The organism is Leifsonia sp. 563 (genome assembly GCF_040545055.1).
GTDB lineage: Bacteria > Actinomycetota > Actinomycetes > Actinomycetales > Microbacteriaceae > Leifsonia.
This window is the reverse complement of the sequence record NZ_JBEPLE010000002.1, coordinates 69117-82292: the sequence shown is the minus strand read 5'-3', so window position 1 is coordinate 82292 and position 13176 is coordinate 69117. Positions and strand designations below refer to the sequence as shown.

The 13176-nt window shown below is 69.0% G+C and carries 12 protein-coding genes; 3 read left to right on the top strand and 9 right to left on the bottom strand.

The genetic code is table 11. From position 1 onward, the window contains the following. The first annotated feature begins 42 nt into the window (after nt 1-42). Entirely contained in the window at nt 43-750 is a 708-nt protein-coding gene (locus tag ABIC47_RS07425; RefSeq protein ID WP_354478899.1) for a GntR family transcriptional regulator, read from the top strand. Between the two features lie 92 nt (nt 751-842). After that, nucleotides 843-2168: an enolase C-terminal domain-like protein gene (locus tag ABIC47_RS07420; protein WP_354478896.1), complete on the top strand. Its 1326-nt coding sequence runs from the start codon at nt 843-845 to the stop codon at nt 2166-2168. A 37-nt stretch (nt 2169-2205) separates the two neighbouring features. On the opposite strand, the gene ABIC47_RS07415 is transcribed toward ABIC47_RS07420, so the two are convergent. From ABIC47_RS07415 to ABIC47_RS07395, 5 genes are all read right to left on the bottom strand, one after another. Further along, on the bottom strand, nt 2206-3363 hold the full coding sequence (locus ABIC47_RS07415) for a serine hydrolase domain-containing protein (protein ID WP_354478893.1): 1158 nt from the start codon (nt 3361-3363) through the stop codon (nt 2206-2208). Beyond that, complete coding sequence (locus ABIC47_RS07410) at nt 3360-4352, bottom strand: glycoside hydrolase family protein (protein WP_354478890.1); 993 nt, start codon at nt 4350-4352, stop codon at nt 3360-3362. The genes ABIC47_RS07415 and ABIC47_RS07410 overlap by 4 nt, the downstream gene beginning before the upstream one ends. Nucleotides 4353-4355: 3 nt before the next feature. Next, complete coding sequence (locus ABIC47_RS07405; RefSeq protein WP_354478887.1) at nt 4356-5180, bottom strand: carbohydrate ABC transporter permease; 825 nt, start codon at nt 5178-5180, stop codon at nt 4356-4358. Then, entirely contained in the window at nt 5177-6049 is an 873-nt protein-coding gene (locus ABIC47_RS07400) for a carbohydrate ABC transporter permease (RefSeq protein WP_020075697.1), read from the bottom strand. Before ABIC47_RS07400 ends, ABIC47_RS07405 begins: the two co-directional genes overlap by 4 nt. 131 nt (nt 6050-6180) lie before the next feature. Then, nucleotides 6181-7533 carry an ABC transporter substrate-binding protein gene (locus ABIC47_RS07395; RefSeq protein WP_231371105.1) on the bottom strand — a complete coding sequence of 451 codons (1353 nt, stop codon included), beginning with the start codon at nt 7531-7533 and terminating at the stop codon, nt 6181-6183. Nucleotides 7534-7690: 157 nt separating this feature from the next. Here ABIC47_RS07395 and ABIC47_RS07390 point away from each other — a divergent pair, with 157 nt between their 5' ends. Next, on the top strand, nt 7691-8713 hold the full coding sequence (locus ABIC47_RS07390) for a LacI family DNA-binding transcriptional regulator (RefSeq protein WP_020075698.1): 1023 nt from the start codon (nt 7691-7693) through the stop codon (nt 8711-8713). Between the two features lie 15 nt (nt 8714-8728). On the opposite strand, the gene ABIC47_RS07385 is transcribed toward ABIC47_RS07390, so the two are convergent. The 4 genes from ABIC47_RS07385 to ABIC47_RS07370 form a co-directional block, all read right to left on the bottom strand. Further along, on the bottom strand, nt 8729-9826 hold the full coding sequence (locus tag ABIC47_RS07385) for a glycoside hydrolase family 172 protein (protein WP_354478882.1): 1098 nt from the start codon (nt 9824-9826) through the stop codon (nt 8729-8731). 47 nt (nt 9827-9873) lie between these two features. After that, on the bottom strand, nt 9874-10785 hold the full coding sequence (locus ABIC47_RS07380; RefSeq protein WP_089880662.1) for a carbohydrate ABC transporter permease: 912 nt from the start codon (nt 10783-10785) through the stop codon (nt 9874-9876). Further along, nucleotides 10782-11639 carry a carbohydrate ABC transporter permease gene (locus tag ABIC47_RS07375; RefSeq protein WP_089880660.1) on the bottom strand — a complete coding sequence of 286 codons (858 nt, stop codon included), beginning with the start codon at nt 11637-11639 and terminating at the stop codon, nt 10782-10784. The genes ABIC47_RS07380 and ABIC47_RS07375 overlap by 4 nt, the downstream gene beginning before the upstream one ends. 148 nt (nt 11640-11787) lie before the next feature. Then, nucleotides 11788-13122, bottom strand: coding sequence for an ABC transporter substrate-binding protein (locus tag ABIC47_RS07370; protein ID WP_018189684.1), 1335 nt, complete (start codon nt 13120-13122; stop codon nt 11788-11790). Between the last annotated feature and the right edge of the window lie 54 nt (nt 13123-13176).

Below are 13176 nucleotides of genomic sequence, written 5' to 3'. Positions count from 1 at the left end.
TCTATCCTCTCGGTTCTTCGGACACCGACCTAGGATGTGCACATGACGATCCAATCGGGGGAACACTTCCTGCCGGCGCGGCGGGCGCTGGCCGATGACGTGTACGACGCCGTCCTCGGCCTGCTGATGGACCAGGTGATCGAGCCGGGCAGCCGCGCCAGCATCGACGGCATCGCCCGCCAGCTCAACGTCTCCCCTACCCCGGTCCGGGAGGCGCTCGCGCGCCTCGAGTCGGAGGGCCTGGTCGTCAAGAAAGCCCTGAAGGGCTACACCGCGGCGCCCCTGCTCGACAGCGACGGACTGCGTCAGCTGTTCGAGATGCGGCGGCTGCTGGAGCCGTACGCGACCCGCAACGCGGCGGGCGAGCTGGATGCGGACACGCTGAAGCAGCTGGAGGAGCTCTGCGACGCCATGCACCGCAGCGGCCAGGCGGCGCAGACCGGCGGCGACCGCTTCAAGGACTACAAGGACTTCGCCAACCAGGACGCCGAGTTCCACCGCATCATCGCCGAGCACTCGGGCAACGCCCTGCTGGCCGACGCGATCGGGCGCCTCCGCTCGCACATGCACCAGTACCGCATCTACTTCAAGCACGGCGTCGTGGACGAGACGTCGGGAGAGCACGAGGCCGTCCTCGAGGCGCTGCGCAGCGGCAAGCCCGCCTCGGCCGAGAAGGCGATGCTCGACCACATCACCAAGTCGTACGCCCGCATCTCCGCGAGCCTCGCCGAAGCCGAGAAGGCCGGCTAGCGCCCCTCCCCCTCCGTCGCTTCCCTTTCTGCTGGCGCTTGAAGGGCTATATCCAATAGGATATTGAGTAGGACGAGCGAGAGGACAACGGAGTGAGCATCGTCACGGGCTTCGAGACCCTGGATGTGCGGTTCGAGACATCCGCCCTGCTGGACGGGTCGGACGCGATGAACCCGGACCCGGACTACTCCGCCGCCTACCTGCGCGTGACCACCGACGCCCCGGACGGCCACGAGGGCCACGCCTTCGTGTTCACCATCGGACGCGGCAACGACGTCCAGGTCGCCGCCATCGAGGCCATCGCCCACCGCGTGGAGGGCAGGAACGTCGAGGCGATCCTGGACGACCTCGGCGGGTTCTGGCGCGAGTTCGTCCACGACTCGCAGCTGCGCTGGCTCGGCCCCGAGAAGGGCGTCATGCACATGGCCATCGGCGCCGTTGTTAACGCGTTCTGGGATCTCAAGGCCAAGCGCGCGGGTCTTCCCCTCTGGCAGCTGCTGTCCCGCATGTCGCCGGAGGAGCTGGTCGCGCTCGTCGACTTCCGGTACCTCACCGACGCCCTCACCCCCGAGCAGGCGCTCGAGCTGCTGCGCGCGGCGGAGCCGGGCCGTGCTGCGCGCGAGGCCGAACTGCTCGCCGACGGCTACCCGGGATATACGACGACACCCGGCTGGCTCGGCTACTCCGACGAGAAGCTGCGGCGTCTGGCGCGCGAGGCCGTCGACGACGGCTTCACGCAGATCAAGCTCAAGGTCGGCGACCGGCTCGATGACGACCTCCGCCGCCTCCGCGTGGCCCGCGACACGGTCGGCCCCGACATCCGGATCGCCATCGACGCCAACCAGCGCTGGGATCGCGACCAGGCCATCGAGTGGATCCGCGCCCTCCAGCCCTTCGACCTCGCCTGGGTCGAGGAGCCCACCAGCCCGGACGACGTCCTCGCCCACGCGGCGATCGCCCGGGCCGTGGCGCCGGTGCCGATCGCGACCGGCGAGCACGGCATGAGCCGGGTGCTGTTCAAGCAGCTGCTGCAGGCGGGCGCCGCATCCATCGTCCAGATCGACTCGACCCGCGTCGCCGGGGTCAACGAGAACATCGCGATCCTGCTGCTCGCGGCGAAATTCGGCGTCCCGGTCTGCCCGCACGCCGGCGGCGTCGGCCTGTGCGAGGCGGTGCAGCACTTCTCGATGTTCGACTTCATCGCCGTCTCGGGCAGCCAGGAGGGCCGGATGATCGAGTACACGACGCACCTGCACGAGCACTTCGTCACCCCGGCCGAGGTGACCCTCGGACGTTACCGCGCGCCGCTGGCCCCGGGCATCGGGATGGAGATGCTCGCCTCGTCCCTCCACGAGCACGAGGTCGGTCGCGAATCGCGCGTCGAAGTGCACGTAGTGGCGGCTATCCCGGCGGAATAACCACCACTACGTGCACTTCGGCGGAGGGTGGGGCTGGCTAACGCGCGAGCGCGCGCTTCAGCGCCGCGACGATGTTCGTCGCCCGCTCGTCGGCTCCCGCCTCCATCCAGTTGGTGACGAACGCGAACCCGACGCGCGCGTCGCGGTCGGCGAAGGCGACCTGACCACCGGCTCCGTCGTGCCCCAGGCTCGACGGACCGAGGTACCGCCGCGCCTCCGAGTCCAGCTGGAAGCCGCGCGCCCACCGAGGCCACGGCCCGGGCGTCGGGAATACCGGCTCACCGCCGCTCATCGGGATGAGACCCGCATCCAGCACATCGTCGTCCAGCACCCGAACGCCGTCGGTCTCGACGACGGTCGACGACCAGAGGGCCGCGAGGGCGTCCGCGGTGGCGATCCCGCCGGCACCGGGGATCTGCGCGGCCCGGACCCGGGGGTCGTTGAAGCCGCCCTCCGGCGTCACGAGCTCCGGCGGGAAGGCGTCCCCGAGCGTCATCGCGAGGGCCGTCCACGGCGACTCGGCCTGCTCCAGCTGCTCTCCCGCCTCGCGCTGGCTCTCCGACGCCTGCAGGTGCGCGACGCGGTCGGCGCGGTCGGCCGGCAGCCCGATCCACAGGTCGTCCGACCAGGGCCCGGCGACCGACGCCAGGTAGGCGCCGGGCATCGTTGAGGTGACGCGGCGGACGAGCTCGCCCGCCAGCCACCCGTGCGTGAGCGCGTGATAGGCGTACCCCGAGCCCGGTGCCCACAGCGGCTCCTGGCCGGCGAGGAGCCCGGTGACCGTCTCCCAGTCGAGCGCCTGATCGAGAGTGAGCCGCTCGCGCAGGGCGGAGAGTCCGGCGCGGTGGGACAGCAGGTCGGCGACCGTCACGTCGCCCTTCCCGGCCGCGGCGAACTCGGGCCAGTAGCGGCTGACGGGCGCCTCGTAGTCGAGCAGGCCGTCCTGCACCAGTCGGGCGACGAGGATGGACATGACGCCCTTGGTGCACGAGAACACGACCGATGCGGTATCCGCCGTCCACGCCTGTCCGCCGCGCTCGTCCTTCACGCCGCCCCACAGCTGCACCACCGGCCGGCCGTCGACGCGGACGGACAGGGCCGCGCCCATTGTCGGCCTCCCGGCGAAGGCGTCGGCGAACGCCGAGCCGACCTCCTCGAAGCCGGTCGCTGCGGTGCCCTCGATCACGTCGGTCATCTGGTCTTCGTCTCCGTTTCGTCGATCGCGGCTCTCGGCCGCATCCCTCCGGAGCCGTCCGGCTCCGTCGTCAGCCTGATCGGGTCGGTGATCCGGCCGCCGAAACCGCCCGCCTCCCCGGTGTTCTCGAACGCCAGGAGGTGCGGCGACCCATCGCGATCGACCACCACGCGCCCTGCGTAGTAACGCTCGTCCAGAAGCAGGTCGGCCGCCTCGAGCTCGAACGGCCCGACCGGCGACGCAGATGGCGCGATCCAGATCCCGCCGGGGCCGCCTGAACGTTCGCCGGCGAGATGCGCCGTGTCGCACGAGAACAGCAGCCAGTCGCGGCCGTCCAGCCGGACGCTCTGCGGCACCTCCAGGTGCGCGAACCCCGCTCCCGGCTCCGTCAGGGGCGACTGCACCCGCCAGTCGACGAGGTCGGGCGAGACCGCGTGGCCCACCACGCCGCGGTCACGGACCGACGCCCCGTCGCGCACGCGGGCCGTGATCAGCATGTGCCAGCCATCGCCGGCGGCATCGCGGAACACCCACGGATCGCGCCACGCCTCCTCATGCCAGGTGCGGTCCGGCAGCACCTCGTACCAGCGCGGGTGGGCCTGCAGCCGCAGCCGATCGTCCTTGCGCCAGTGGAACAGGTCGTCGGACACCGCGACGCCGATGGTCTCGATGTTGGTGATCTCGGCCGCCGAGAGGAACGCCGATCCCGTGTAGAACATCCGCCAGGCGCCGTCGTCGCCGCGGACGACGCTGCCCGTCCAGGTCGCCGAGGCGTCCAGGTCGCCCGGACCGCCGGGGCCCAGCACCGTCCCGTGATCGTCCCAGACGACGAGGTCGGCCGAGGTGGCGTGCCCGATCCGGGCGTTGCGGTGCCGCAGGTCCGGGTCGACCAGCGACACCGGCGCGTGCAGGTAGAACAGGTGGAAGAGGTCGCCGTCGTCGGCGACCCAGAAATCCCAGACCCAGTGACCGTCTCTGCTGAACCCCATCCGTCAGCCCTTGACCGCGCCCTGGATGAGCGCCTTGATGAACTGGCGCTGGAAGATGACGAAGACCAGGATCGTCGGCAGGATGATGATCAGCGCTCCCGCGTTCAGCAGCGGGATGCTGAGGCTGTACTGCCCCTGGAAGAACGTCAGCGCTCCGGCCACCGTGCGCTGCAGCGGGTCGGCGATGAGCACGACGGGCAGTAGGAACTGGTTCCACGTCCACAGGAACAGCAGGATGCCGAGCGCCGACAGGGCTGGACGCGCGAGGGGAAGATGGATGAGCCGGAGCTCCTGCCACATCCCCGCGCCGTCGACCCGCGCCGCCTCGGACAGCTCGGTGGGCACTCCGACGAAGTGGGCGCGCATCCAGAACACGCTGAACGGCATGAACAGCCCGATCAGCGGGAGGATGATCGCCCACTGCGTGTTCAGCACGTTGAGCGACTGCATCTCGTAGTAGAGCGGGATGATCAGCGCCTCGAACGGGATGGTGAGCCCGAGCACGAACAGGATCAGCAGGGCGCGGGACCCCTTCATCCGGAGGCTGCCGAGCGCGTAGCCGGCGAGGCTCGCGATGACGAGGCTGATCGGCACGACGCCGAGCACGATGAGGGCGCTCGACCCGAGGAGCTCCCAGACATGACCGGTGTTGAACGCCTCGACGAAGTTGCCCCACTGCGGGTTCGTCGGCCACGCGAGACCGGTCGGGTTGACGTCGGCCGGCTGCAGCGCCGCCGACACCATGTTCAGCAGCGGGATGACGGTGAGCACGAGCACGAGGACGAGCAGCACGCGGCCGGTCCACTTCTCGACGGGATTGACGATCATTGGTCACGGACTTTCGAGAGGCGCTGGATCGGGAGGACGACCACGAGGACGAGGATCATGAGCACGATGCCGAAGGCGGAGGCCAGCCCCACCTCGCTCTGTGTGAACCCGATCCGGTAGATGGAGATGCCGGGCACCAGGGTGGCGCGGCCGGGACCGCCGAGGGTGGTCGTGTAGATGATGTCGAAGCTGCTGAGCGCGGCGATGATCGTGATGGTGATGAGCACGGCCAGCTCCTGGCGGAGGCCGGGGAGGGTGATCGTGAAGAACTCGCGCCACCAGCCGGCCCCGTCGAGCCGTGCGGCCTCGTAGAGGGAGGCGTCGATCTTGCCGATGCCGGTGAGGAGCAGCACGGTGCACAGGCCGGTCAGCGTCCACGAGCCGATCAGCCCGACGGCCGGGAGGGCGGTCTGGTAGTCGCCGAGCCACGGGCGCGCGAGACCGCCCAGCCCGATCCATCCCAGGATCTGGTTGACGGCGCCGGTCTGGGCGTACATCCACGACCAGGCGATGCCGGCGGCGGCGAGCGGGATGATCTGCGGGAGGAAGAGCACCGTCTGCGAGAGGCTCGAGAAGAACCCGGCCCGGATGGAGCGGATGAGCGTGGCGAGCACGAGCCCCGCCACCACCGGGATGACGGTGAAGAACGCGATGAGGATGAACGCGTTCCGGATCGCGCCGAGGAGGTCGGGATCGGTGAACACCGTCAGGTAGTTCGAGAGCCCGACCCAGGTCGAGGCGCCGATGCCGTTCCAGTCGTAGAACGAGTACTGGACGCCCTGGATGAGCGGCCAGAGCACGAACGCGGCGTAGAAGAACAGGGCGGGAGCGACGAGCAGCCAGCCGATCCGTCCCGTGCGTCCGGCCATCCGCTTCCGGGTGGCCGGGCGCACGGGGGTCCCGGATGCGGCCCCGCGCGAACCGTCGCGAACCGCCCGTCGCGCCGACGGGGTGTGGCGGGTCGTGTCGTCGCCCGCGCGGGGTCGCACCGAGGTCATCGTTACTTCTTCACTTCCTGCTCGTAGAACGCCTGCACCTTGTCGACGAACTCCTGGCCGCTGATCTTGCTGGTCACCAGCAGCTGCGACTCGGGGATAATCGCGCCGGCGTAGATGCCCGCCGTGGTGTTCGCCATGAAGTCGACCTGGCCGTCCTCCTTGGCGATCTGGGCCGCCGCCGCGAGGACCTGCTCCGTGATGGAGCCCTTCTCGACCTTCGGCTGAGCCTGCGCCGGGTCGCCGCCGGGGGCGGCGCCGGTGACGTCGACGACGATCTGGCGCGCCTTGTCGTTGGTGTGCACCCAGTTCAGGAAGTAGGCGACCTCGTTGAGGTGCTTCGACTTGGCTGCGGCCGAGAACGAGTTGGCCGCACCCATCGCGACGTGGTCTCCGCCCTTCTCCGCCGGGGGCACCAGGAAGAACGTCAGGTCCTTACCGAGCTTCTTGGCGTAGTTCGCGGCCTCCCAGTTGCCGTTGAACGTGAAGACGCCCCCGCCGTCCTGGAAGCGGCTGACGAACGTGAAGTAGTCGAGCGCGTTGATGTCCGACGGGAAGTACCCGGCGTCCGCCCACTTCCGGATGAGCTCGGCGCCCTTCACGTTGCCCGCGGTGTTGTAGGTCGCGCCCGGCTTGTTGAACATCCAGTCGAGGAACTCCTGCTTGTCGGCGTACTGGTTCATCGCCGCCTGGACGGTGAAGTTGACCACGCCGTCCTTGTCGCCTTCGACGAGAGGTGCGATGCCGGCCGCCTTGGCCTTGGCGAAGTCGGCCTCGAGCTCGCCGAGGGTCTCCGGCGGAGCGGTGATCCCGGCCTGGGCGGCGAGCTTCGTGTTCATGAAGATGCCCGTGACGCTGTAGCCGAGGCCCAGCTGGTAGAGCGAACCGCTGCCGCGCACGCCGTCCTTGGTCATGCGCAGCGGGGCGAGCTGGGCCGGGGACCACTTGTCCCAGCCGTACGCCGTGAAGAAGGGATCGAGGTTGGCCACCAGGCCGTCCTTCACCGTGTCGCCGAGGGTGGGGAGGCGGATGAGGTCGGGCGGCGTGGAGCTGGCGAGCAGCTTGGGGGCGTTGGCCGTGAGGTTCTGGAACGTGTCGCGGGTGATCTTGAACGTGATGTTCGGGTGCTGCTTGGTGAACTCCTTGGTCAGGTCGTCCGTCAGCGGGAACCCGGTCTCGTCGGCGATCGTCAGCTGGACCTTGTCCGACGTGAGCTTCGTGCTGACGTCGGTCGCGGTGGTCGCGCCGGAGGTGGAGGATCCGGGCGCGCAGCCGGTGAAGACGAGTGCGGTGAGCGAGGCGATGAGGCCGGCGGCTGCTGCGCCGCGCACCCTCCGCCCGCGAGATGTTGTGGACATGCAGGACTCCTTCGTCGACAGGATGGGTCGATACCGATCCCAGTGCTAAATGCTTTCAGCAGGCCCTATACTGAGATACGTCGCGCACATTGTCAACTGCGTTCCGCGAACGGCGCACCCAAGCGGCTACCATCCCGAACAGGAGGAGGACGTCTCGATGCTGAGCAAGCGCGTGACCCTGGCCGACGTCGCCAGGAAGGCGGGCCTCTCCGTCTCCGCGGCATCCATGATCCTCAACGGCCGCCCGGACACGCGCCTCTCGCAGGACGCCCACGACCGCGTCCACGCGGCCGCCGCCGAGCTCGGTTACCGGCCCAACGTCGCGGCCCGCGGGCTGAAGACCGACAAGACGCACACGATCGCGTTCATCTCCGACGTCGTCGCCACCACCCGCTTCGCCTCCGGGCTCATCAAGGGCGCTCTGAACGCGGCCGAGACGGCGGGCCACGTCATGATGGTGCTCGAGACGGACGGCGAACCGAAGCGCGAGACCGAGGCGATCGGCGCAGCGCTCGACCGGCAGGTCGACGGCATCGTCTTCGCCACGATGCGTGCGAGGGAGCTCTTCCTCCCCGACATGCGGATCGAGACGCCGGTGGTCATGCTGAACGCGACGAACGCGCGCTTCCCGCACGCGGTGCTGCCGGACGAGTACGGCGGCGGCCGGTCGGCCGTCCACGTGCTGGCGGACGCCGGCTTCCGCGACGGCATCGCGCTGCTCGGCCAGAGCGACGCGAAGGAGAAGGGGCTGTTCCGCTCCGCGACCGTCGCGCAGCGCGTCGCCGGCATCCGCGACACGATGGCGGAGCTCGACCTCGACTTCGTCTCCGAGACGTCCGTGTGGCTGTGGGAGCCCGACGAGGGCTACGAGGCGACCAGGAAGCTGCTCCGCCGGAAGGACCGCCCGCAGGCCATCGTGGCGATGAACGACCGGCTGGCGTTCGGCGCATACCAGGCCGTGAGCGAAGCGGGCCTGCGCATCCCGGACGACCTCTCCATCGTCTCCTTCGACAACGACGAGCTCGCCGCCTACCTGCGACCCGGCCTGACGACCGTCGCCCTTCCCCACGAGGCGATGGGCGCCCGCTCGGTCGAGCTGCTGCTGCATCCCGGTCCGGCGGGCGAGGAGCTCATCCCGATGCCGGTCATCGAACGGGCGTCGGTCGCCGCCCGGGTCTGAGCTCCCCGCTGCGGATCAGCGCGGGACGCGGGCCGCGGCGTCCGGGAAGGCCGCCGCCTCCGGCCGCGGACCGGTCTGGTACCAGTACGCGACGGAGAAGACGTCGTCGGTGCGCTCGAAGAGTCCCTTGTCCCAGACGCCGATCTGCTGCACGGTCACGCGCAGGTCGCTCTCGAAGAAGATCGGGTCGGGCAGGTGCCACCGGTACACCGCGTGCATCGGCGCCGTGGAGGTGATGAAGGTGCCCCCGCGCGTCTCGTCGCGCGTGCTGAAGAAGGGATAGCCGCAGTACGGCGCACTGAATGTCAGCGGAACGGGCTCCGGGTCGTGACGCAGTTCGTCCTGGAAGGCCCAGGCGCCGCCCGCGTAGTCCTCGAGCCCGGTGCTGCACAGCGTCGGGAGGTCGGTGTCGCCGTCGACGAAGAACTTCACCTCGCCCTCACCCCACCAGTAGCGAGAGAGCGCGGCGATGCCGATGTAGGTGCCGAGGTAGCGGCCGCGTCCGGTGACGCCGTCGAGGATGACGTGGTCCTCCCCCAGTGCCGTGGTCGCGTTGGAGCGCCGCCACTGCGCGTGGAACAGCGGCGTCCCCTCGGGGATGTCGTCGCCGACGGTGTAGTCGACCTGGAAGAAGACGTGGTCGACCGAGGCGGCGTGGTCGCTGTCCAGCACGATACGGGCGCGCCGCCGGAACGGCATCGGGATGTACGAGTTCATCCCGCCGGTCGGCGCCACCACGATCGGCTCGGAGGTGACCAGCGCCCGCGCGGCGAAGCCGTTGCAGAAGAAGTCGCCGAGGGGCGCCTCGACCGCGGGCTGCTCCTCGTCGTCCCAGTACATCCGCAGCACCAGGTCGCGCAGCACGAACGGGCCGCCGTCCGTGCGGTCGGGGACCGTGATCCAGATGTGGCGGATGACGCCGGGCCCCTCGATGTCGGCGAGCGTCAGGCTGCCGCCCGCGGGCAGGGCCGCGTACGCGCTGCCCTTCCGGCCGGGACCGAGGTGCGAACTCGCCGCCGCGGCCGCGCCCGGTGCGCCGGTGGGGTTCTCCGCGTTGATGGAGCGGGAGCGCACGCCGTCGGCGGCGAGCAGGTCGGACAGGGTGGGAAGCACGGTTCTCCTCAGGTCTGATGGGTGGATCGGATGGATGGGTCGAGCGGTTACTTGACCGAGCCGACGGTCACGCCGCGGCTCAGGGTGCGCTGGAAGATGATGAAGAACACGAGGGTGGGCAGCAGCGAGAGCAGCGACCCGGCGTTCAGCGAGGTGATGTCGATGGAGTTCTGACCTTGCAGGGTCGCCAGGGCGATCGGCACGGTCTGCACCGACTGGTCGGAGAGCAGGATGAGCGGGATGTAGAACTCGTTCCACGTCCAGACGAAGAAGAACACCATCAGGACGGAGAGCGTCGGCCGCATCACCGGGTAGACCACCGACCAGAGGATGCGCCAGCGTCCGGCGCCGTCGAGCGCGGCGGCCTCCAGCAGCGACGGCGGCAGCGTCGACATCACACTCGACAGCAGGTAGGTTCCGAAGGCGGCCTGCAGCACGGTGAAGACGATGATGACGCTCCACACGGTGTTGAAGGTGCCGGTCGCCTGCGCCCCGTAGAACAGCGGGTAGATCAGCGCCTCCTGCGGCAGCATCGTCGCCAGCAGGAACACGGCGAGCAGCGCCGTGCTCCCGCGCACCCGGCCGACGCCGATCGCGTAGGCGCTGAGCAGCGAGACGAGCGTGCCCAGCAGAGCCACCAGCGTCGAGATGACCACCGAGTTCCACAGCGCGCGGAGGAAGTCGACGCGGTCGAGGTAGTCCTGGAACGACTGCAGGCTCCAACTGGTCGGAAGCGCGAGCGGGCCGTGCGCCGAGTAGTCGGTGCCGGTCTTGAACGCGTTGAGCACGAGCAGGACGAGGGGCGCGAGCATCACCAGCGCGATCAGCACGGCAGCAGCGAGGATGAGCCACCGGAGGGGCCGTCGCGGGCGGCGTCGGCGGGTGCCCGCGTGGACGGTCCGCTGCGGCGCATCGGCCCGGCGCGGACGGGAGTCGGTGGGTGCGGTCGTCGTGGTCATCCGGCGGCCTCCTCTCGGGCGCCCCGACGCTGGAGCCAGAGCATGACGCCGGCGACGAGGAAGATGACGATGGACATGGCGGTCGCGATGGCGGAGCCGTAGCCGACCTTGGAGAGCTCGAAGAAGTTCCGGTACGAGTAGTAGGACGGCACGACGGTCGAGCCCTCCGGCCCGCCTCCGGTGAGGATGAGGATGGGCGCGAAGACCTTGAGCGCCCCGACGGTCGCGGTGATCACCACGACGAACACTTCCGGCCGGATCTGCGGGACCGTGATGGCGCGGAACCGCCGCCACCAGCCGGCGCCGTCGAGGGAGGCCGCTTCGTACAGCTCCGGGTCCACGCGCTGGAGCGCGGCCATGAAGATCACGACCGGGTAGCCGAGCTGAAGCCAGATGAGCATGAGCATCACGGCGTAGATCGCGATGTTCGGGTCGCCGAGCCAGTCGGGCGGGCTCTTCACCCCGACTGCTTCGATCACGCTGTTCAGCAGGCCGTTCTGGGTGGCGAGCACCCAGCTCCAGATGAAGCCGGCCACCGCGATCGGGAGGATCTGCGGCAGGTAGTAGGTGGCTCGGAGGAACGCGGCCGTCCTGCCGCCGAACTCCCGGCCGATGTAGTCGAAGAGCATGGCCGCCAGCAGCAGCCCGAGCAGGGTGGGGACGATCACGATGCCGACGATCATGAAGATCGTGTTCGTGAACGCCAGCCAGAACTGCGAGTCGTGCAGCAGGTCCACATAGTTCTGCAGGCCGTTCCAGCGCATCGGGGCGATGCCGCCCTTCCAGCGGAACAGGCTGATGAACACGTTCACCGCGAACGGGAGGAGGACGATCACCGCCGTCCCGATGATCATCGGGAGGAGGTACATCCAGTAGCCGGCGCGTCGCGCTGACCGCCGTCGCCGCAGCGGGGGCGCCGCGGCTGGTGTCGCTGTCGTCATGTCATGTTCTCCGGATCCGGAGGGTGGGGCGGAGTCGCGTTCGGCGGCTCCGCCCCGCCGCTCAGCCCTGGTCGGTCGCCTTCTTGCCGTCGTCGTAGAACTTCTGCAGCTTCTGGATGTACTCGTCCGCCGTCTCGTTCTTGTTGGACATCGCGGCCATGTTGGTCTGGATGAAGTCCAGGAACCCCGGAACCGGGTAGTCCGGGTAGAACGTCAGGGTGTCCGCCTTGACGATCTCGTCGAAGCGCTCGGTGTACGCGCGGGTCACCGGGTCGGTGATCTTCGAGGAGTCGCCCGCGAGCGGAAGGCCGCCGAGTTCGCCGATCTTGTTCTGGACCTCCGGGCTCAGCGTGGTGTCGATCCAGTCGTAGGCGAGGTCCTTGTTCTTCGCCTTCGCGGGCACGCCCCACAGGTGGCCGGACGACCCCATCGACATGTTCGCGCCGGGGAGGGTGAAGTAGCCCCAGGCGAAGTCCTTCTGGTCCTTCACCCGCGAGAACACGCCGTTGTTCCAGATGAGCATCCCGGTCTTCCCGCTGAGGAAGTTGACGTTCGCCTGCTCGTAGGTGAGGCCGGCGAGGTCGGTGCCGAGGTAGCCCTTGTCGATCCAGTCCTGGAACTGCTCTGTGCCCTTCTTCCACGGGTCCGCGGAGAAGTCGACCTTGCCCTTCAGGAACATGAAGTCGTCGATCTGCTTCCGGTCGGCGTAGGCGGAGACGAGCGAGTACCAGACCCACATCTGGTTGAAGCCCTGGTTGGTCGACGCAGACGACGACACCGGCGTGATCCCGGCGGCCTGCAGCTTCTGCATCGCCGCGACGAACTCGTCCATGGTCTTCGGCTCGGCGGCGATGCCGGCCTTCGCGAACAGATCCTTGTTGTAGTAGAAGGTGACGTACTCGCCGATGTTGGGGATGCCGTACCAGTCGCCGGAGCCCGCCTTGCCCTGCTCGTCGTACTTGGCGAAGGACTGCATGCCGCCGGTGACCTTCTTGTCCCAGCCGTACTTCTCCACCTGGTCGTTCAGCGGCGTGAGCAGTCCCTGGCTGGCGAGCTGGCCGCCGTCGGCGTTGCCCTTGTTGAACTCGACGACGTCGGGCACCTTGTTGCCGCCGAGGGTGAGCTTGGCGTTCTTGCGGACGGCGTCGAAGCTGGTGGTCTGGAAGTCGACCTTCACGTCGGGATGCTTCTTCTTGAACATCTCGAGGGCGAGCTGCCAGCCCTGGCCCTGCGCCGTCTTCGGGTCCTCGTACTGGAGGATCGTGAACGTCTTGCCGGCGTCTCCGCCGCTGCCGCTGCTGCAGCCGACGAGGCCGGCGGCGGCCACGGCGACCGCCGCTGCTGCGGCGGCGAGGCGGGCGACGGTGCGGCCGCCCGGTTTCCGGGGTGTTGTCATTGCGTTGCTCCTTTGCATCGGGTGTTCGGGGTGCGTGTGTTCTGGTGCGGATGG

Coding starts and splice junctions, on each gene's coding strand:
- ABIC47_RS07375 (WP_089880660.1), bottom strand. CDS start 11,639: ATGATCATCGGGACGGCGGTGATCGTCCTCCTCCCGTTCGCGGTGAAC.
- ABIC47_RS07410 (WP_354478890.1), bottom strand. CDS start 4,352: ATGGGGTTCAGCAGAGACGGTCACTGGGTCTGGGATTTCTGGGTCGCC.
- ABIC47_RS07425 (WP_354478899.1), top strand. CDS start 43: ATGACGATCCAATCGGGGGAACACTTCCTGCCGGCGCGGCGGGCGCTG.
- ABIC47_RS07400 (WP_020075697.1), bottom strand. CDS start 6,049: ATGGCCGGACGCACGGGACGGATCGGCTGGCTGCTCGTCGCTCCCGCC.
- ABIC47_RS07395 (WP_231371105.1), bottom strand. CDS start 7,533: ATGTCCACAACATCTCGCGGGCGGAGGGTGCGCGGCGCAGCAGCCGCC.
- ABIC47_RS07415 (WP_354478893.1), bottom strand. CDS start 3,363: ATGACCGACGTGATCGAGGGCACCGCAGCGACCGGCTTCGAGGAGGTC.
- ABIC47_RS07390 (WP_020075698.1), top strand. CDS start 7,691: ATGCTGAGCAAGCGCGTGACCCTGGCCGACGTCGCCAGGAAGGCGGGC.
- ABIC47_RS07370 (WP_018189684.1), bottom strand. CDS start 13,122: ATGACAACACCCCGGAAACCGGGCGGCCGCACCGTCGCCCGCCTCGCC.
- ABIC47_RS07405 (WP_354478887.1), bottom strand. CDS start 5,180: ATGATCGTCAATCCCGTCGAGAAGTGGACCGGCCGCGTGCTGCTCGTC.
- ABIC47_RS07380 (WP_089880662.1), bottom strand. CDS start 10,785: ATGACCACGACGACCGCACCCACCGACTCCCGTCCGCGCCGGGCCGAT.